The 18,435-nt window shown below is 72.2% G+C and carries 23 protein-coding genes; 3 read left to right on the forward strand and 20 right to left on the reverse strand.

Going from position 1 to position 18,435, the window contains the following annotated elements; all coding sequences use genetic code 11:
• Window positions 1–25 precede the first annotated feature (25 nt).
• From P3T27_RS29325 to P3T27_RS29375, 11 genes are all read right to left on the reverse strand, one after another.
• On the reverse strand, window positions 26–337 hold the full coding sequence (locus tag P3T27_RS29325; RefSeq protein WP_280683852.1) for a hypothetical protein: 312 nt from the start codon (window positions 335–337) through the stop codon (window positions 26–28).
• Window positions 309–839, reverse strand: a complete 531-nt coding sequence (locus P3T27_RS29330) for a winged helix-turn-helix transcriptional regulator (protein ID WP_280683853.1) — start codon at window positions 837–839, stop codon at window positions 309–311. The genes P3T27_RS29325 and P3T27_RS29330 overlap by 29 nt, the downstream gene beginning before the upstream one ends.
• 17 nt (window positions 840–856) lie before the next feature.
• The gene (locus P3T27_RS29335; protein ID WP_280683854.1) at window positions 857–1,705 is read right to left on the reverse strand and encodes a hypothetical protein; all 849 of its coding nucleotides are present in this window, start codon (window positions 1,703–1,705) and stop codon (window positions 857–859) included.
• Window positions 1,702–2,352 (reverse strand): hypothetical protein, encoded by a 651-nt coding sequence (locus tag P3T27_RS29340; protein ID WP_280683856.1) that lies wholly within the window; start codon window positions 2,350–2,352, stop codon window positions 1,702–1,704. The genes P3T27_RS29335 and P3T27_RS29340 overlap by 4 nt, the downstream gene beginning before the upstream one ends.
• Entirely contained in the window at window positions 2,349–2,837 is a 489-nt protein-coding gene (locus P3T27_RS29345; protein WP_280683859.1) for a hypothetical protein, read from the reverse strand. The genes P3T27_RS29340 and P3T27_RS29345 overlap by 4 nt, the downstream gene beginning before the upstream one ends.
• Window positions 2,834–3,409 carry a glycosyl hydrolase gene (locus tag P3T27_RS29350; RefSeq protein WP_280683861.1) on the reverse strand — a complete coding sequence of 192 codons (576 nt, stop codon included), beginning with the start codon at window positions 3,407–3,409 and terminating at the stop codon, window positions 2,834–2,836. The genes P3T27_RS29345 and P3T27_RS29350 overlap by 4 nt, the downstream gene beginning before the upstream one ends.
• A 6-nt stretch (window positions 3,410–3,415) precedes the next feature.
• The gene (locus P3T27_RS29355; protein ID WP_280683862.1) at window positions 3,416–3,577 is read right to left on the reverse strand and encodes a hypothetical protein; all 162 of its coding nucleotides are present in this window, start codon (window positions 3,575–3,577) and stop codon (window positions 3,416–3,418) included.
• Complete coding sequence (locus P3T27_RS29360; protein WP_280683863.1) at window positions 3,574–4,158, reverse strand: DUF4913 domain-containing protein; 585 nt, start codon at window positions 4,156–4,158, stop codon at window positions 3,574–3,576. The genes P3T27_RS29355 and P3T27_RS29360 overlap by 4 nt, the downstream gene beginning before the upstream one ends.
• Window positions 4,159–4,296: 138 nt before the next feature.
• On the reverse strand, window positions 4,297–5,010 hold the full coding sequence (locus tag P3T27_RS29365) for an HAD family hydrolase (protein ID WP_280683865.1): 714 nt from the start codon (window positions 5,008–5,010) through the stop codon (window positions 4,297–4,299).
• Window positions 5,011–5,036: 26 nt separating this feature from the next.
• Window positions 5,037–6,239: an MFS transporter gene (locus tag P3T27_RS29370; RefSeq protein ID WP_280683866.1), complete on the reverse strand. Its 1,203-nt coding sequence runs from the start codon at window positions 6,237–6,239 to the stop codon at window positions 5,037–5,039.
• A 157-nt stretch (window positions 6,240–6,396) separates the two neighbouring features.
• Window positions 6,397–6,558: a hypothetical protein gene (locus tag P3T27_RS29375; RefSeq protein WP_280683867.1), complete on the reverse strand. Its 162-nt coding sequence runs from the start codon at window positions 6,556–6,558 to the stop codon at window positions 6,397–6,399.
• A gap of 294 nt (window positions 6,559–6,852) precedes the next feature.
• Between P3T27_RS29375 and P3T27_RS29380 the strand changes: the two genes are divergently transcribed.
• The 3 genes from P3T27_RS29380 to P3T27_RS29390 all read left to right on the forward strand — a co-directional run bounded on the left by P3T27_RS29380 (window position 6,853) and on the right by P3T27_RS29390 (window position 10,157).
• A complete protein-coding gene (locus P3T27_RS29380) occupies window positions 6,853–7,875 on the forward strand; it encodes a tyrosine-type recombinase/integrase (RefSeq protein WP_280683869.1) in 1,023 nt (340 codons plus the stop codon).
• A 162-nt stretch (window positions 7,876–8,037) separates the two neighbouring features.
• Window positions 8,038–8,664, forward strand: coding sequence for a DUF6000 family protein (locus tag P3T27_RS29385; protein ID WP_280683870.1), 627 nt, complete (start codon window positions 8,038–8,040; stop codon window positions 8,662–8,664).
• Window positions 8,665–9,011: 347 nt separating this feature from the next.
• Window positions 9,012–10,157 (forward strand): hypothetical protein, encoded by a 1,146-nt coding sequence (locus P3T27_RS29390; protein ID WP_280683872.1) that lies wholly within the window; start codon window positions 9,012–9,014, stop codon window positions 10,155–10,157.
• Between the two features lie 293 nt (window positions 10,158–10,450).
• Here P3T27_RS29390 and P3T27_RS29395 read toward each other — a convergent pair whose 3' ends face one another.
• From P3T27_RS29395 to P3T27_RS29435, 9 genes are all read right to left on the reverse strand, one after another.
• Entirely contained in the window at window positions 10,451–11,032 is a 582-nt protein-coding gene (locus P3T27_RS29395; RefSeq protein ID WP_280683874.1) for a hypothetical protein, read from the reverse strand.
• Window positions 11,029–12,207, reverse strand: coding sequence for a DnaB-like helicase N-terminal domain-containing protein (locus P3T27_RS29400; RefSeq protein WP_280683875.1), 1,179 nt, complete (start codon window positions 12,205–12,207; stop codon window positions 11,029–11,031). Before P3T27_RS29400 ends, P3T27_RS29395 begins: the two co-directional genes overlap by 4 nt.
• Entirely contained in the window at window positions 12,207–12,437 is a 231-nt protein-coding gene (locus P3T27_RS29405; protein WP_280683876.1) for a hypothetical protein, read from the reverse strand. The genes P3T27_RS29400 and P3T27_RS29405 overlap by 1 nt, the downstream gene beginning before the upstream one ends.
• Window positions 12,438–12,465: 28 nt before the next feature.
• Window positions 12,466–12,807, reverse strand: a complete 342-nt coding sequence (locus P3T27_RS29410; protein ID WP_280683878.1) for a hypothetical protein — start codon at window positions 12,805–12,807, stop codon at window positions 12,466–12,468.
• A 141-nt stretch (window positions 12,808–12,948) separates the two neighbouring features.
• Entirely contained in the window at window positions 12,949–14,730 is a 1,782-nt protein-coding gene (locus P3T27_RS29415) for a type IV secretory system conjugative DNA transfer family protein (protein ID WP_280683880.1), read from the reverse strand.
• 100 nt (window positions 14,731–14,830) lie between these two features.
• Window positions 14,831–15,259: a hypothetical protein gene (locus P3T27_RS29420; protein ID WP_280683882.1), complete on the reverse strand. Its 429-nt coding sequence runs from the start codon at window positions 15,257–15,259 to the stop codon at window positions 14,831–14,833.
• A gap of 719 nt (window positions 15,260–15,978) precedes the next feature.
• Window positions 15,979–17,205 carry a hypothetical protein gene (locus tag P3T27_RS29425; RefSeq protein ID WP_280683884.1) on the reverse strand — a complete coding sequence of 409 codons (1,227 nt, stop codon included), beginning with the start codon at window positions 17,203–17,205 and terminating at the stop codon, window positions 15,979–15,981.
• Window positions 17,206–17,321: 116 nt separating this feature from the next.
• Window positions 17,322–17,825 carry a hypothetical protein gene (locus tag P3T27_RS29430; protein WP_280683886.1) on the reverse strand — a complete coding sequence of 168 codons (504 nt, stop codon included), beginning with the start codon at window positions 17,823–17,825 and terminating at the stop codon, window positions 17,322–17,324.
• A 78-nt stretch (window positions 17,826–17,903) separates the two neighbouring features.
• Window positions 17,904–18,401 carry a hypothetical protein gene (locus tag P3T27_RS29435; RefSeq protein WP_280683888.1) on the reverse strand — a complete coding sequence of 166 codons (498 nt, stop codon included), beginning with the start codon at window positions 18,399–18,401 and terminating at the stop codon, window positions 17,904–17,906.
• Window positions 18,402–18,435: the final 34 nt, after the last annotated feature.

Genomic DNA, 18,435 nt, shown 5'->3' on the forward strand with positions numbered 1-18,435 from the left:
GGTCTGCGGCGGGTGTTCACGGTGGTCACCGCCCGCGCGAGGGACGGGAAGCCGAGGTGACGGCGGCGGGAACCTGCGGCTGCGGTACCGAGGCGTGGCTGAACAAGGCGGAGGGAGCAGGGCTTCGGCGCAGCGCGGCAGCGGTGCGCGCGGACTGCGCGGGGGCACCCAGGGTGCGGGCGGCGGCCGGCACGGCAGGGGTCGCGGCGGTGGTGTGCCGGTGGTCCCACTGCTGGAGGGCGGTGTAGACGGGGCCCAGGGCCCGCCCGGCGTCGGTGAGGATGTAGGGGGCGCCGTGCTGGTTGCCGTTACGGGCGACGAGGCCGTCCGCCTGCATGCGGCGCAGCCGGGTTGCGGCGAACTACGCGGGGGGCGTCGAGGCGTTCGGCCAGGTGGGTCAGGCGCAGGCTCCCGTGCTCCGAGAGCAGGCGGATCGTCTCGGTGGTGTCCGCCAGCTGCAGGCGGTGCAGGGCGTCCTCGATCCGGTCATACCGCCCCTGCGGCGTGCGGTCGATGTGGTCGGCCGACCACTGGGCGAGCATGCGGTAGACGGGGCCGAGCATGCGGGCGGCCTGGTCGAGCCGGTAGGGCGCCGTCCGGTCGAACTCGCCGTCGCGGGCAACCAGGCCGGCGGCGGACATCGTGGCCAGGCGCTTGCCGACGTACTGCTGGGACAAGGCCGGGAAGTGCTGGGTGACGTCGGAAACGCGCATCTCCGGGCCGTACTTGGCGATCGTGTGGACGACGTGGGTGGTCCACTTCGGGGCGAGCCGGCGCAGCACGCTCTCGGCGCGCTGCGCGTCGGCGGAGCTCATGGGGGTGGTCGGCTGGGAGGACACAGCGTGGAGTTCCTTGGTCAACGGGTGCGGGCGGAGAAGGAGGGCCGGGCCGCGGCTGCCGGGGGCGCTGCCTGGGCGGGGCTAGCCGTCGCGGGGACGGTGCCGCGGTAGAGGGCGGTGACCTGGCGAAGCCGCTCGGTGCGGGCGGCCGAGTTGGCCGCTACGCCCTCCGGGGCGAGGGAGAGCATGTGGCCCATCCGGGAAGCGGAGGTGCTGGTGTCGGCGGCCACGAGACCGGCGCCGATCAGCCGCTCGACGGTCTCGGCCTCGATTGGGGCACCGAGCCCGGAGCCCCAGATCACATACTTGTCGCCGTCAGCGCCCTCGCGCAGCCACATGTCTTCGTGCGCCAGCCTCAGCAACGCTGCGTGAGCGCGGCCCTGTTCGTCGTCCCAAGCGGCCCTGGCGGGCAGGGGACGCTGGCAGTTGGGCGCCGGGTGGCTACGGGGGTGCGCGTCGGCCAGTTGGCGGTCCTGGACGATGGCCGGTGCCTGCGACTCGATTCCGCCGATACGCTCGCAGGCGTCGAGGACACGGGTGAGGTGTTCGTAGGCGGCGTCCTTGCAGGCGCGGAGCTGGTCGAGTTGGCCGGCGGCGGACAGCATAGTGGTGTCGGCCTGGCACAGAGCCGGACGTTCACCGCGAGCGATCGGTTCCAGCTGGGCCATCACCGTCTGTGCCTGGTCGGTGAGTTCCCGGTGGAGGTCGTCGAGGTCGCAGGCGGCGTTGGCCGCGAGCTGGGCGAGCTGCGCGCGAGGGGCGTCGTGTCGGTACCGAGCGCCGAGCAGGGTGAACGGGTCGTCGATGCCGAGCCGCTCGTAGACGAGGTGGGCGCCGGGGTGTTTCAGGGGGTCGTGCGGGTTCACGGGGTCGCCTCCATCCGGGCGAGGAGGGAGCGGACCAGGGTGGGCAGGCTGTCGGGGCCTTCGCCGCCGAGGCGTACGAAGCTGACCGACTCGTCCAGGAGGCGGTGGGCGTTCTCGGTCAGGGCGCCGATGATCTCCGTACACGCCTCCGTGAACTCCGCGCAGGCGAGCAGGGCCTGGCCCAGCGTCCGCAGGTAGAGGCCGGGTGTGAGGGCGGCCTCGGCGGCGAGGGCGGTGATGGCCTGGCGGTCCTGCGGGGCGTAGGCGGACAGGTCGAGGCCGGCAGCCTCGCCGGGGGCGGTGGCCGTGGCGTCGGCCGACAGGCCGGCCTCGACGATCAGGAGATCGACGGCCTGGGTGAGGTCGGCGAGCGACTCGGTCAGCCAGCCCAGGGCGGAGGCGTAGGAGGCGAGGGTGAACAGGGCGGCGGGGGTGGTCGGCAGCCGCGCGCTCAGCAGGTCCTCCATCCGGCCGGCGAGCGCCGTGATCACCTTCGGCCCGGCGGTGAGCGGCCCGAGGACGGGGTGGAGGTGGGAGCGCGACGGCGGGGTGGTGTGCCGGGCGCTGACGATGCCGGAGACGGCCGCGGCGGCCTCGGCGAGCCACACGGCGAGGTCGGCGTGCGTGGGGGTGAGGGTAGTCATCATCGGGCCTTTCGGATGGCGGCGCCGGTGGCGAAGCCGGGGGATGCGGTGGTGTAGGCGGGGCTGGCGGCGGTTGCCGGCGTGGGGCGGGTGTAGCGGGCGCGGGCGGCTCGAACGCGGGCTTCCTCGGCCGGGCTGAGGCCGGACGGCAGGCTGCTGGTGCGGCCCAGGCGGTTCTGCGCGGAGCGGTAGACCGCGTAGTCGGCGCGGGGGCCGGCGGCGACGAGGTGGACCTCGCGCCGGTGCTGGGAGCCGGTGGGGGCGTCGCGGAACTGCACGACCAGGCGGTGCGAAGCCCAGTCGTTGCCGACGCCGAGGTAGATCTTGTGGAAGCCCTCCAGCCGGCCTTCCAGGCGCGTGGCGACGCGTTCGCCGTGGACGAGGTCCTGCAGGTGCAGCAGGGCCTGGTCGCGGACGGCGTCAGGGAGCTGGCGCAGGTCGGCGATGGCGTCGGGGTGGGCGGAGAAGGCGAACTTGGCGCGGCTCACAGCGACCGCCCCCTGCCGGGCTGCGCGAGGGCGGCAGCTGCGGGGGCGGAGGCCAGGACGGCGGCGGCGCTGGCCGGGGAGGTGGTGCTGCGGGCGAGGGCGGCGCGGGTGCGCAAGGCATCGCGGCGGTACTCGGGCGGTTCGGGCGGCGTCGTGGCCTGTTCCTCCACCCAGTCCTCGGCGGCGGCGTAGTCGGCGAACGCGCCTTCACGGACCGTGTAGGTGCCCTGGCCGGGCTGGGTCTGCTCGACGAAGACCCGCACCGGCAGCTCAGTGGCCTCCTTGTCCACGGCCATGGTCCACGCCTGCGTCGGGTCCTCGTCGGCGGCCTTGACCTCGATGAGGTCGTAGCGGTCGCCGGAGCGGTGGATCTGCTCTTCGACCAGGGTGGTGAGGTCGTTGGCGGGCTTGAACGGGTTGTTCGCCGTGGTCGCCTCGGGCGGGCAGCCGCGGTCGACGAGCCACTTCTGCGCGAACGCCAGGTTGGCGTGCGCGGAGCTGTCCATGGTGAACGTGCCCTGGGCCTGGTGACGTTGGACGTCGAACGTGGCGATGTTCGGCAGGTTCCGCACGACGTCCTACGTCGCTGCGGTGTCGAAGGCGACGAGGAAGGTGCGCTCACCGACGTCGTGCCGGGCCAGGAGCTGGTAGTCGCTGCCCCAGGTGTCCCGCCACTGATCCTCGGTGTGGTCGTCGGCGGGTTCCAGGTCGTCGATGTCGAAGTCCAGGTAGGCGGTCACGCGGCGAGTCCCAGCTGATCGGGGGTGGACAGGAGGCGGTGGGCCGGCCGGGACGGGCTCGTGGTGCACGCCGCGAACGGGCCGTCCGGGGACCGGAGCTGGGCGAGGGCGTGGTCGAGGTGGTCGCGGTGCCACGTCGAAGGACCGCTCTGGCCGGCCTCGGCGGCGGTCAGCTGCTGCCAGGCCAGCCACAGCGCGTGGAGGCGGGCGACGGCTTCGGGATGCTCGTGCCACTTCGCGCACCAGGGGCGGGTGGAGCCGATCTCCCGGCCGTAGACGGGCAGCAGGATGTGGGTGACCCAGAACGAGAGCTCGGCCAGTTCGGCGGCGTACTGCGCGCCGCCCATGGCGAGGATGAACAGCGGCGGGGCGGCCTCAGGCGCGTCATCGCTGCCGGGGCCCGGCTCGGTGAAGCCGGGCCCCGGTTCGTCGGCGGGCTCGGAGCCGAGGCGGTCGAGGATGACGCCGTGCTGGCGGACCTCGGCCATGGTGCGGTTCAGGGCGCTGACGAGGTCGTCGAGGTCCTCGTCGGGGATGCGGATCGGCTCGGGGGTGCCCGGCATCGGGTCGGACTCGGACATGGCACATCCAGTGGGTTCGGACGGTCGGGGAGGGCGGGGCCGGGAGGTCTTCTTCGGGTCATGGCATGACTCCGGTGATGCGGTTGTTGAGGGAGATGGTCTGCGGGATCGGCGGTTTGGTCTGGCCGCCGATTGGTGCTAGGCGCAGGCCAGTTGGGTGCCGCGCTCCTGGATGAGGCGCAGTCCGAGGGCGACGGCGTGGGCGAGGGTGTCGGTGAGCGGGTGGCCGGCGGCGGCGAGTTTGGCCGGGTGGTGAAGGCCGCCGGTGTGCAGCACCGCGTGGGCGCCGCTGGCGTGGGCGGCGTCCGCGTCGTCGACGGCGTCGCCGACCAGCAGCACCCGGTGCGCCTGCTCGGTGAGGCCGAGGGCCCGGAGGTGGGCGGCCAGCGGGGCGGCCTTGGTGCCGCCGGAGGGCCCGGTGCGGCCCTCGATCCGGGTGAAGAAGTGCCCGATGCCGGCCTCTCGGACCTCGCGCACGAGGGTGTCGTGCGGGCACAGTGACAGCAGCGACTGGGTGTGGCCGGCCTGGCGCAGGGCGGCCATCAGCTCGACGGCGCCCTCGCGCACGCGCACCGGTTGAGCTCGCAGGTGGGCGAGGAAGGCGTTGTCGCTGGAGATCCACTCCTGCTCGGTGATGGTGCGTCCGAGCAGGCGGGCGTAGAAGTTCGGGATCGGCACGGTGTGCTTGGCCCGGTAGGTCTCCCGGTCGACCGGGGCGCCGCCGAGGGCGGGCAGGGTCGCGTTCAGAGCGTCGACGTGGTGGTCGAGGTCGTCCTTGATCGTTCCGTTCCAGTCCCAGACCACGTGCATGCGGGTGGCGGGCGTTGCGGCGGTGAGGAGGGTGGTGTTCACGGCGGGTCCTTCGGGATGCGTGGGGGTCAGGCGGAGAGGCGGTCGTTGAAGCGGTGCAGCAGCCACAGCGCGAAGGCGGCCCCGGCGAGCGGGACGGCGGCGACGAGCAGCGGGGCGGTGGTGAGGGAGGCGAGGGCGGTGCCGGCGGCCTGGCCGACGCCGATGCAGGCGATCAGCCAGGCGAACGCCTCGGTCGCTTCACCTTCGGGGGCGAGGCGGTCGACGGTGAGGAAGGCCGCGGTCAGCAGCGGTGCGAGGAAGGTGCCGGGCAGGACGGCGCCCAGGACGGCGACGGCGGGCGCGGGGTCGGGCAGCAGCGGCAGCCATCCGGCGGCGAAGCCGATCGAGGCGGCGACCAGGTGCTTGGCGGGGGCGCCGGGCCAGGCGTGTCGGCCGTAGGCGAGGCCGCCGAGCATGCTGCCGATGGACAGCGCGGCCGGCATCACCCCGGCCAGCCACCCGGCGTGGTGGCGCTCGGCGGCGGACAGCGCCAGCACGTTGACTGCGCCGAGTGCGACACCGGTCCCGATCAGCGCGGCGAACAGCACCCGAAGCCCCGGCACGCGCAGCGGACCCGTCCAGTGCACCGCTTCGGTGAACTCGTTCGGCGTCCAGGCGCGGGAGGGCCGGGCGGTGACGACCAGGCCGGTGCCGAGCAGGCCGAGCGCCGTGGTCGCCACCAGGGCGGTGGTCGCTCCGGCTCCGGCGGCGAAGCCGGTGGCCAGCAGCGGACCCGCGATGAAGACCAGGCCCTGGGTGCTGCTGTCCAGCGAGAGCGCGGTGCGCTGGCGCCCGGCGTCGGGCAGAAGGTGAGGCCACAGGGCCCGAAGACCGGCCTCCAGCGGCGGCGTCGCCAGCCCCGCCGCCAGCACCGTCAGCGCGGCGAGCACCGGGTGGCGCGCCGGACCGGTGCACGGCAGCAGCAGGAACGCCGTACTGGCGGCGATCGTGGCGGGGACGAGGACCTGGGTCTGGCCGTGGCGGTCGACCAGGCGTCCGAGCAGCGGCTGCCCGAGCGCGGAGGCGAGGCCGTACAGGGCGCCGAGGGCGCCGGCCAGGGCGAGCGGGCCGTGCTCGGCGCGCACCAGCAGCAGGATCGCGATCGGTGCCATGCCGGTGGGTAGGCGGCCGATCAGGGTGCCGCCCAGCAGGCGGGCGACGTGCGGCGAACCCAGGACAGCGCGGTATCCGCTGTCCTGGGCTGGGCCGCAGGCGGTGGTGGTGCTCAAGGGAGAAGGTCCTTCGGTCGTACGGCCGGCGGCGAGCGGGCGCGCCGGACTCGGGCATGCGCAGGCATGACAGCCCCCTCGATTCGGTGCGGCTGCGGAGAGAAGAGTCCGCGGATTCCGGGATTTGGTACGGCCGGGAAAAAGAGGTAGAAGCCCCTCACTCGCCGTGGCAGCGCGGGTAGCGGGGGAAAGGTGGCGCCAGCAACTCCATTGCCCTGGTGGCCTGTTGGGGTACGACGCCGTTGCCGAGGGCGGTGAGCTGGGCCGGGCGCCCAAGCCCCGGGGTGGCGGTCACCCAGCCCGGATCAAGGCCCTGCATCCACTCGACGAACTCCGCGCGAAGCCGCCCGCCTTCGTCTGTGGGCGGCGGCGCCAGGCGGGTGAGCGTCTCCCATCGGGCGACGGCGCCGGCGTACGGCCTCCACCGTCCGGGGTCGAGCCGTCCAGCGGCGTGGCCTCCGCCCACAGGGGTAGTGCCGCCGCTTCCGACACGGGCGGGGTCGGCCGCCTGCGGGAGCGCGAGGCCGGGTGCCGGGGTGAGGAAGGCCGGAGCGAGGCCGCTGCCGAGGGCAGGGTCAGGTCCCCGCCGCCGTGCCGCTGGTTCGGCGAGCCCTTGATCCCGTCCGACGCCTTCGGCGTGGGCCGCAGCCGGGCCTACCGGGCAGGCATCATCTCGACCGTCGCCGTGCTCTTCCGCCATGCCGCCGTCGCCGAGTGGGACGACGTCCCGGCCCGCCCTTTGATCACACATGCCGACATGCCCCGCGTCATCGAACGCGTTCCCCGGTTCATCCCCAAGGACCAGCTCGAACCCGTCATGAACCGGGTCCGCCAGCTCGACTGCGCGTTGCAACGGTGCGCGCTGCTGGTCGCCCGGTGGAGCGGAGCCCGCCGCACCGAGATCCGCAAGCTCCACCTCGACTGCCTCGACACATACCCGGACGGCACCCCTCGGCTGCGGCTCGCGGCAGGGAAGGGTCTCAAGGAACGCACCGTCCCGCTGCACGACGAGGCCGCCGACGCGATCCGCGCGCTGGTCGAACTGCGGCAGCTCCAACACGATCGAGGCATCCACGACTCCGACCTCGGACGCCCCGTGCGCTACCTGTTCTTGCGTAACGGCGGCCTGGCAGGTCCCGACTACCTCTTCGCCAACCCACTGCGCGAGATCTGCCAGGCGCTCGGCATCCTGAACAGCGTCGGCAAGCCCGCGATCCACCCCCACCGCTTCCGGCACACCCTGGGCACCCAACTTGCCGAGAGAGGCGCCCGCGTGCAGACCATCATGAAGGTCCTCGGCCACAAGAGCCCCGGCATGTCGATGACCTACACCCACATCTCCGACCCCACGGTCTTGGCCGACTACCAAGCCGTTCTGACGCCCGGCGCGGTCATCGCCGGCCCGCTCGCCGACACCCTGCGCTCCGGACAGCTCGACCAGGACGCGCTGGACTGGCTCAAGACCAACTTCTACAAGACCGAACTCGAACTGGGCCGTTGCCTTCGCCTGCCCCAGGAGGGCCCCTGCGAGTGCGACCTGTATCTCAGCTGCGCGAAGTTCGTCACCACGCCTCAGTACGCGCCACGCCTGCGTGAACGGCTCTGCACCGAGCGGCAGTTGATCACCGACGCATAGGACCGCGGTTGGGAGCGGGAGATCGAGCGCCACCAGCGCATCGCCGGCCGGATCACCAGCCTCCTCGATGACCTCGGCGAACCCCACGATGAGCCTGCCGACTGAACAGTGCGGCTGAGAAATGCACTGGTCGGACGGCTCCGACCAGGACAGGATGTGGTCATGCGTTACGCTCACGAGGACCCCGAGTTGGCCACTTTGGTCCGCCGCTATGTCACGCCCGATCGGCGCTACCTCAGGCTCGGCGGCAACCTTCTGCGCGTGGCCGGCAGCGAACGCGCCAAGGTCACACGGGAGCTCGGCGAGGCCGCTGGCGACATCACGCCCCGTGAACTGACCATCCTGCTCGAAGGCGGGTGGCGTGAGCGCAAGACCGCAGCCTGGCTCATCGCCGTCGCCCGCAGAACCGAGTTCCGTGAATGCCTCGGCGAACTGCTGCTTGACAGCGAGGTCTGCTATGCGGGCATCGCCTACTGCGTCGCCCTTGCAACCTTCGGCACCCCTGCTGACCCGGACCTGTTGGCCGCCTACCTCGATCGCTACCTGCGACGCCCCGACCTCTACTACGACCAGACAGCCGCCATGGGCGCACTCCTGCACCTCGACACCAAGCTCGGCGCCGATCGAGCAGCCCGGTTCCTGGCCCCCGACGGTCTCTGGCACCAGTGGATTGACGGGCCACCCCGCAAGGAGCACCACGGCACACCGGAAAGTAGCCGCGAGATCATCAGCCAGTTCTGTGCCATCGCTGATGAGAGCTCCGAGCACTGCGCGGCAATGAAGCGATGACGCCGTCCTCAAAAGGGTGACACCTGATCGAAGGAACGCACCACCGCACAACTCGAAGTTGTCCAGATAAGCGAGGAAGACCCTGGCCCGATGGTGGGGTGCACCGACATCGGAAGCACGAAGTACAAGCCACTTCGCGTCGTACCTGAGCTCGGCCAGGGTGCCGAGTACGGCGCCAAGTGCCCGCAGATCAGGCACGTCGTTGGCCTACCAGCACCATTCAGGCATGAGGTCTCGGCGCACTGCAGGTCCAGCAGAGGGTGCGGGAAGTCCACCGCACCCGCCCAGCGAGCCTCCCAATTCGAACCCTGGGTGTACCAGTTGGGATGCTCTGAGAGACTTGGGCCGTGACGATTGACTCCCGCTTCCGCTCGCGCAGTTTCGAGGTCTCCTGGCCGCACTGGATCATCAAGGCCGAACTTGAGCGCCTCATCAAAGCGAGCGACGGGCCTCAGCACCACGTTTCGAACTGGTCTGACGAGTGCGAGCTGTTCCTGACCGAGGCATTCACTTCGACCGATCCCGCGGACGAATTCCGTAGCCTCTCGGAGCGCCGGAGTACTTGGGTCGACCCATTTGACGAGTCCTCGCCCACCTCGCGCGAGGACTGGCTACGGGACCTCAGCGGGGCGCTCGACGTGCTGCCAGTTCCGGCGCCACGGCTGCCCTACTGGTCAGAGCGGCGAACTGGTCCAAAGGCCTCGTCCTCGACCGACTTGGCAGCGACTTCGCGACGCTTCGCCTGGACGATCGGCAAAATGATCGACTCTGGTTACTTCGCCTGGGCGTTTGGCGACTCCTGCGTGGACGGCGACTACGACGGAGAGCTCGGACCGGACCCAGCCGAGGAGATGCATCGGGAGCTTGGCCGTGGGGATCTGTGGCCCGTGCCCTACTATTCCGATGGGTACAGCCTCGATGACCTGTGCGACGTCATCGAGTACTTGGCCGATCATGTTCGCCGGCCACTTCGCCGCCGATACCACGACTACGCGGGCTGCGGGTGGCACTTCGAGGCGTTCTCCGCTGAGCGCGGCGCGCAGATCTACCGCTGGCGCGTGAACCAGATCCTGTCTCAGAGCGTGCTCGGCCTAACCCTGGCCGAGAACGGCCGTCTGGAGATGGTCGCGCCCAGCGCTGTGGAAGACCTCGTCACGGCCGTGCGTGCAGCCGAGAACGTGCACGACGCCGACGACATCGAGCTGGAACATGCCCTGGCCCAGTTCCGGGCACGCGGCGCAAGTGAGATGGACCGGCGGCAGGCCGTCATCGCACTGGCTGGGATCTTGGAGCGCCGGCGCGGACTCGTCAAGGAGCAGCTGCTCAGCAAGGACGAGGGGGCGCTGTTCCAGATCGCCAACCAGTTCGGCATCCGTCACCAGGACGCCAAGCAGCAGAAGGAGTACAACTCCGAGCTATACCTGGAGTGGATCTTCTACTGGTACGTCGCGACGATCAACCTGACGAACCGGATTGTTGCTGCGCAGCCGTAGGTGTCGAGTCAAGATCGCACTCAACGCCGGAACCGTCTTGCAGCGCGCGGTGGTGATCCCGTGCAACATCACCGACCAGCCAGGTCTGCCGGTGGTGGCGCAGGAGAGCACGTACTGCTGGAGGCCCGCGAGAGGGGCTAGGACGTCGAAGGCCGCTTCGGGGGCGGGCCAGATGCCGGGCAGCATCGGCGAGTTGGTCGACGAGTGTGTGGAACTGCTCACCTCGCGCTGACCGGGGACGAAGTCCATGACGGCGGTTCCCGTGGCGATAGGGGAAAGGGAAGGGGGCTGGTTCAACGCGAGCGCGCGGCGGTGGGAGCCGGAGGCGGGGCGGCGGCTACAGCCCCAGCGGGTGGCGCGGCCGGTGCGGGAGCACCGGCCGAGCGGGCCCGGGCTGCTTGGGCCCGCGTGTGCTGGGTGTCGATGATCCTCACGGTCGTCCGGACGGCCTGCCCAGCCTCCGCGAACTCGCTGTGGGCGGTCGCGACCGCTTCCTCGATGACCTGGTTCGCGGTCTCCAACGCCTGATCGGCATCGGGCCGGCCGCGCAGCGGCGCGATGTGGGTGATCGTGGCCAACTGGTCGGTGACCGCCCCGAGAGCCGAGGCCGCCTGGCCCATCCGGTCGACGACCTGGCCGTAGGTCCAGGCCGTGCGCAGCACGTGCTCGGGGGCGGGTTCGACGGCAATCCGAGTGTGGATGGCCTGGCCCATCTCCGCGATCAGCAGGCCGAGTTCGGTGATGCTCTGGCTCACCAAGGCGGCGTCCGCGAGCCGGTTCGGCAGCCGGGTCGAGGAGGGCAGGCGCGCCTGCTGCCCTTCCAGGCGAGCGGCCAGGGACCGCAGGGCGAGGGATTCGCTGACGGGGGTGTTCACGTGGGGCTCCGGTGGGAGTGGTGGGGGCTGGTGTGCTCGTGGACCCGCTGTGGGCCGGGGGCGGGCGGAGGTACGTGGCTCGGCGTCGGGCTCGCGCGGGTGCCCGGCAGGGTGGGGCTTCGGGCGAGCGCGGCTTGGACACGGGCGGCCTGGCCATGGTCCGGCCGGGGTTGTGGTGTGGGAGGGGCGGTGGCGGTGTGCCAGCGGGCCCGTACCTCCTCCAGCGGGCCGAGGGCGTGCAGCGCGTGGCCGATCAGCTGCCCGGGGGCAAGGCGCCGTTCGTCGGCGTGGGCGGCGATCTGCAGCGCGGCGCCGGCGGCGGCGCGGGTGAGGGAGGAGCGCAGGAGCTGCTCGCCCAGCCACTCGGCCGAACCCGCCGCCCCGTCGCGCAGCACCGGCGCGAGCTGCTCCTCGGTGAGCGTGCCTTCCGCGAGCAGGCCGCGCCGCTGGACCTCCCACAGTGTGGTGACCGGGTCGATCGGCTCGCCCCGGTGGTGGAGCGCGCCCAGGCAGCGGTAGAGCTGGCCGTGGCCGGGATGGGTGAAGTCCTGGGGGCGAAGCCAGTTGAAGACCTCGCCGATCGCGCCGTTCTGGTGGACGAGCATGGACAGCAGGAACTGCTCGTCGCCTGCCTGCGCCGCCGCAGGAGGTTCGGCGGCCGCGGGGAGAGGAGGTGTCCTCGGGGCGGTGGCCCGGGGGTGGGTTCCCCAGCGCGTCGCGAGGTCGTCCAGGACGCCCGCGAGCACGTCGGCCTGGGCAGCGGTGCCGTTGACCTCGCGCTGCCCGGCGTCCTCCCGGGCGACGGCGAGCAGGCGGTCGGCGTGCTCGGCGACGGTGCGGTGGATCGACCCCTCCAGCACCATCCGCCCATACAACGGCGCGTGGGCGGGGCGCGGGCAGGCGGCGACGAGGGTGTGCAGGTAGGAGGCGGTGAGCCCGCGCACGTGCTGGCCGGCCTCGGTCAGGGTGTCGGTCAGCCATGCCAGTGGCACCGCCTCCTCCGTGCCGAGAGCCGGGTGGCTCTCGGCACGGAGCTTGCGCAGCGCGGCGAACAGCGCCTGGTGGCCGGGCCGGTAGAAGTCGCGCGGCTCCAGCCATTCGAGGCCATCGAGCTGGTGGGGGTCGAGCAGGACCGCTCCGAGTACGGCCTGCTCGCCCTGGAGCAGCGGGTCCATCACCGGCTCCGGCGGCGCCGGGCGTCGCGGTCGGCGCGGAGCTGGGCGACCGCGCGGTCGGCGGCGGCCCTCGCGGCGGCGAAGCGGTCCAGCTCACGGGTAAACGTCGGGTCGGTGGCCAGGACCGAGCCGTCGCCGGTGATCAGCCACCACTGGCCGCCCCGGCGCACGACCGGCGCACCGGCGAGCGGCTTCGGACGGCCCTGCCGGGTGGGCGAGTTGTCGGACATGGAGAACTCCTCGGGGAGTTTGGCGGATTCAGCGGCGGCGGCGCGTGGGGGTCGCGGCGGCTGATGGGGTGGCCGGCGTCCCGGCCGGAAGGGCCTGGGGCCGGGCGGGCGAGGAGGAGGCGGCAGCACGGACCCTGACCTTGTCCGGTACGGGGCGGGCGTGGGCGCGTACGGCCTCGGCGGTCGCGGTGAAGCGGCGCCGGGAAGCGTCCAGGCCGGACGGCGGCGCCCACCGGGCGGCGTTGGCGGTGAGCGCCGGGGCGAGGGCGGCGACCTCGCCGGCGAGAGCCGTACCGCAGGCGAGCAGTCGAGACTGCGGCGACCACAGGTCAAGGAACCAGTTCCCGTCGTCCAGCAGGACCGCCTGCACATGTGCGGCACCGGGGGGTGTCCTGGTAGACCCAGGTTCCGCTGCGCGGTTGGCGCCAGCCGGACCCGGCGAACACCGGTTCTGGCACTGCGAGTTGGGGCGCGGAGCCTGCGTTCTTGAAGAGGGAGGTGTTCGAGATGGTCATGCCGCCAGCCCGAAGCCGTCGTGGTCATGGGACTTGGCAAGGGCCCGTTCGGTGATGGCCTTGGTAGCGCGGGCGGAGGCCGGGCCGATCTCCTTGGCGGAGCGCTCCTTGTACCAGGGCTTGAGGTCGAGCATCGCCACCCGCATGCCGGTCGCGAAGAGCAGGATCTTGCCCTTGGGTAGGGCGCGGATCTCGTCGGGCGGCAGGATGCGCTCGGTGCGCATCGACACCGAAGTCGACTTGCCGCTGCCGGAGTCGGACACGGAGACGGTCTGCACGTCGTGCTCGCCGATCTGCCTCGACAGCTTGTCCGCGAAGTCGGCGTCATCGATCCCCGACCCGATCACCTTGACGGTGGCCGCGGACCAGAGGGCGTCCATTCCGGCCGCGCCCCAGCAGCGCTGGCCCTGCCGGTAGCTCTGGAGGATGGTGATCGGGATGACGCCCCGGCTGCCGAGGTGGGAGTAGAGGTCGGGGAGGTCGCTGATCTTGCAGACGTTGGCGGCCTCATCCAACACGCACAGGGCGGGCGGGTCGAGCCGGCCGCCGTTGCGTTCGGCGACGATGACGGCCGCGCGCATCACCGCGTCGGCCGCCGCCGCGATGATTGCCGAGGCGCTGCCGCCGCCGTCCTTGCTGAGCAGGAACAGCGTGTCGCGGGAGGAGGCGAAGGCGAACGGCTTGAACTCCGCCAGATCCGGGGTGGGGGTGACCCAGGCGGCGATCTCCGGGTCCAGCAGGCAGCTGGCGTACTGCCTCGCGGTCTCGTAGATCCCGTCACGGGTCTCGGTGGCACCGGTGACGGTGCCCTGGAGCTGGGCGGAGACCGCGTGGTGGCCGGCATCGGTGAGCAGGTCGACGGGGGTGCGGTCGGAGGGGGAGGCGAGCCAGGCCAGCACGTCGGTGATCGGGCGGCGGTGGCTCGCGGCGGCCAGGAACAGCGACCCGAGGGTGTTGCTCGCCGCGGTCGACCAGAAGTCGGAGCCGCTGGACTCGTCCACGCTCGCGGTGACGAAGTGCCCGGCCAGGCGCTTGGCCCCGGCGAGGTCGCGGGCGTCCGCGAGGATGTCCCACCACATCTCGCGCGGGTGATGCGCGATCTGCTGCGGGTCGAGTGTCCAGACCTTGCCGACCTTCGCGCGGGCGTCGACACAGGCCGTGAAAGCATCGTTCGCGGCCTTGTTCGACGTCAGAAGGACGGGCCCGGGGGCGGAGAGGATCGCGGGGATCGCGATGCCGCTGGTCTTGCCGGAGCGGGGCGCCATGATGGCGACCATCACGTCCTCCCACGAGGCCCGGACCTCGGCCTTGCCCGGGGAGAGCGTGCCGATGGGGATGCCGCGGTGGGCCGGGGCTATGTCCTTCTCGTCCCTCAGGCTTGGACGCAGGCTGCGGGCCTTGGCGGTGATCTCCTTGTCCAGCAGCGGAGCGATGTCCGCCGGCCGGGCCATGCCGCTCTTCGTCCCGGCGCGGCGGCGCAGCCACCAGGCGAGCGCGGTGCCGGTGAGGGCGAGGGTGAGCGCGCCGGGGACGACGCGGGCGCCGACCAGGACGGCGGCCGGGCCGAGGTGGGGCCACAGCCGGTGAGGGTGAAGGAGGGCTTCGGTGACGTGGAACGGCGCCCAAGGTCCGGACCCGAAGAAGTAGTTGGTGAGGTTGCCGGTCAGCCAGGCGAGGGTGCCGAAGGCGAGGGCGGCGCCGACGACGGCGACCAGGAGGTAGAGGAGCGCGTCCGTGACGGAGGTGGTCGACGGCGCGCCGGTGCGCGGGGCGGGCACGAGGGAGTCCAGGAGGGTGCGAGCGGGCGGTGGGCGGGGCGCGCTCGGCTCTCGAACGGATCACGGTGCTCTCCATGGGGGCTTGGGCTGGCGGAACGTTTCAGCGGGTGCGGGCGGCAGGCCGGACCGGCGCCGCCGCTGCGGGCGTACCGGCCTGTGCGGGAGCGGCCTTCGCAACGGCGGAGGGGAACGTGCGGCAGGCAGCGGCATGCCGCTGCTCCTCGGACTGGACGATGCAGTTCTGGCCGACGTACCCGACGACCAGGTGAGGGTCGATTCCGACTCGGTACCCGGCGTCGTCCAGGAACCCGGCCGCCGTGGAGGCCGCAGCGGGCCGGTCAGCGCCGGGAGTGTCCGGCGGAAGGTGGTAGCAGCAACGGCCGTGCGGGTCCGAGGCGGTGAAACCGCACTGGCGCAGGACGTCGTGGATCTGGTCCGGGGCGTCGATGCGGCAGTAGGCCCAGACCACCCCGTCCGAGCGGCGGACGATCTCGACGTCGGTGCCGAACGCGTCGGCGAGGGTGCGCATCGTTGGTTTCCTTCGGTTCGGTCAGCGTGCGTGCCGGGGGCGGCCGGTGGAGGCCGTGGCCGCTGCCGGGGCCCGCGGATTCGCAGGGGAGGCCCGGCGGGCGGTGGCGTGGGGGGAGGTGGCGAGGGCGGCGGCCTGGCGGGGGGGTGTCCGGCGCGTTCACACCGGGCTCAGGCGCGGCGCCCATGACGTCGTGCAGGACTTCGCGGGTGCGCAGGACGGGCATCAGGTCCGGGTGGCGGGAGGGGCTGGACTCGGTGGGGCAGGCGGCGATTCCCTCGGTGGCGGCCTTCAGGTCCTCCCGGACGGTGAGGAGCGCCTGGTGCGCGGTGGCCAGGCGTGTCCACATGTCGTAGGGCAGGTTGTAGCCGGGCGGGTCGAAGTCCACCTGGGCGCGAGCCCAGTCGGCCCCGGCCGCGACCAGCTCGGTCAGCTGCGTCAGCGGGCCGACCAAGGCGCTGGTCGTCTCTTCGAGGATCGCCGCCACGTCCCCGGGGCTGGCGTCCTCTTCCAGCCGTACGACCATGCCCGGCAACGAGTACGGGTCGGCGGCGGGCGGCGGGATGTAACGGACCTGAAGCGGCTGGTCGGCGGCGGATGGCCGGTCGCCGTGGACCAGGCGGATGTTGTGCTGCAGGGCGGCGCCGACCGCTTCTCCGATCGACGAATAGTGCTCGGGCACCGGGGCTCCCAGAGGAATAGTGACGGGCAGGAACGTTTCAGCGAGTGCGGCCGGCGGCCACCGCTGCGGCCGGGCCGGGCGGCAGCCGGGTGGAGGCGGCGGCGGGCACGCCCGGGGTGTTGGAGACGGGCACGGTGGTGCTGCGGGCGAGGGCAGCGCGGGTGCGCAGGTCGTCGGCGGCGCGGACCTCGGGAGTGCCTGCCGCGTGGGACATGGCGCGCTGCACCTCGTCGACGACACCGGCCAGTTCCGCCTGGGCGGTGACCAACTGGTCGGACGCGAAGCCGAACCGGTCGGAGAGTGCGAACTGGTCGGCGTCGAGATCGGTGATCTGCTCGGAGGCGATCTCCAGGGCCTCCTGGAGGCGGACGAGCATCCCGTCGTCCGGGTCGAGCAGCTCGTCGAGCACTTCGGCGAGTTCGGCGAAGTCCGTGGCGCCGCGCAGCGCATCGGTGAGATTCAGGACCTGCTGGCCCGCGGTGTTGAGCGGCTCGGCCTCCAGCCTGGGGTCGAGGCCGACCTTGTAGCGGGCGGCGCGCAGCATCTTGGCGGCATGGGCGGCGATGGAGGCCCGGTCGGCGGGGGCGGTGGTGGTGGGCAGCCGGTGGCGGCGGCCGTGCCAGTCGTCGATCTGCTTGAACCCGGCGTGACGCAGCAGGGTGGCCGACAGGTCGTCGCTGGTGCCGGTGGCGACGACGCTGCCGCTGGGCTCGGCGCTGATGGTGATGACGGGCATCCGGTGGTCCTTGGCGGTGGTGACGGTACGGGTGAGGTGGCCAAGGTCGGCGGCGATGCGGGTGCACTCGGCCTGTACGTGGAAGGGGTCTCGGTAGGTGCCGTGGATGTATCCGTCCTCGCGCACGACGGTAGCGACGACGTGCACCGACCGGTCGCCGTTGCGGATCGCGGCCCACCGGCAGCCGTGAGGGTCGCCAGCGGGGGCAAGCCCGGTCGCGGCGACCAGGCGCCGGGCGACGTCGGCCCACTGGGCATCGCTCAGGTCCGGGTGGCGAGGGTCGGAGCGCACCGAGCACATCCACACCGGGTACTCGGGCGCCCGGGCGCCGATCCGCAGGGCCGGGGCGTCCAGCACGCCTCCGCCGAGGACCTCCTGCGGGTCACCGAACAGCGGCAGCTGCTTATCGGCGCCGCGGTAATCGGCGCCGATCAACCTGGGACGCAGCCGGCCGTGGGGCTCGTCCAGGCCGTAGAGGGCGGGGATCAGCGCGGCCGTGGTGGTGGCGCGCTGCAGGTGGGCGATCACGGCGTCCCCTCTCGAACGGCGGGCGGGCTGACAGGGACAGAATCCGGTGATCCGGCGGTTTGGCCCGGCCGGAAGGCAGTGGTAGAGGGCAGCCCGGCCGGGCGTTCCCGCGCGCGTCAGTGCCGAGAGGTGAGCCCGTGTTCACGGGCGAAGTCCTCGCAGGCCCACCGGGCGAACCGCTGGTCGTTGTGCAGCCGAGCCCAGCGGCCGTCCCGGCGGATGACGGTGGCGACGAGATCGAGCCGGTCGTCGGCGTTGCGCAGGGCCACCCACCGGCACGCGTCGGGGTCGCCGTCCGGCTCGATGCCGGTGGCGTCAAGCACCTTCCACGTCAGCTCGAACCACCGGTCGTCGCTGAGCGCGCCGTTGCTGCGTATCGAGCAGTGCCAGGTCAGACGCCGTGACGGGGCGTGGCCGGTACGGGGCTTGCGCAGCGCCACCGGCTCGTCCAGCAGCGCCGCCAGATCCGGCAGGACGACATCCTCGTCGGCGGGCGGACCGGGCGACCACGACGCCAGCAGGTAGGACTCGAAGCCGGGATCGTCGTCGTACAGCGCGGCGAGCAGGTCGGAGGTGCTCTCGGTGCGCCGGACGGTGCAGTACAGAGAGGAGGCGGACATGGAAGGGCCTCGTGAATCGCTGTTCAGGGGAGAGAAGTTGGTGGCGGTGCCCTGCACCCGGGGCAGGGCTTCGGCGGGTCAGACGAAGGGGTTCTCAGTCGGCCGGTCGGTGTCCACGGCCGCCTCCAGCAGCTCGGGCAGGTCGCCAGGTTCGCTGGCGCGCTGGTCGATCCACCAGCCGGCGCGGGTGATCGTGCGCGCCTGGTCCTCGATCCGCTCCCACTCGGGTTCCGGCATGCCGGAGTCGAGGACCAGGGCGGTGTAGGCGGCGGCGAGGACCTGGTGGCGGCAGCGCACGCCCCAGGAGATCCCCTTCTCGGTGCCCTCCAGCGGCGGCATCCGGAACTGCTCGGACCAGGCGTCCGATTCGGCCTGTTCGGCGGCGCGCTTGGCCTCCAGCCACGCCGTCTTATCGGCCTCGTCGCCGGCCTTCGCTGCGCGCCAGCAGTCGGTGCACTCCTGCTTGGCCAGCCACTGGGCGAAGCCGGCCCGGCGGTCGGCCGGACGGTCACCGAGGTCGCGCTCGGTCTCGTGCCCGCACGAGTGGGTGATCTGCCAGACCTTCTTTACAGCCATGCGCTCTGCTCCTTGGGGGTGGGGGTCGGGGTCG

This window comes from Kitasatospora sp. MAA19 (assembly GCF_029894125.1).
Taxonomy (GTDB): domain Bacteria; phylum Actinomycetota; class Actinomycetes; order Streptomycetales; family Streptomycetaceae; genus Kitasatospora.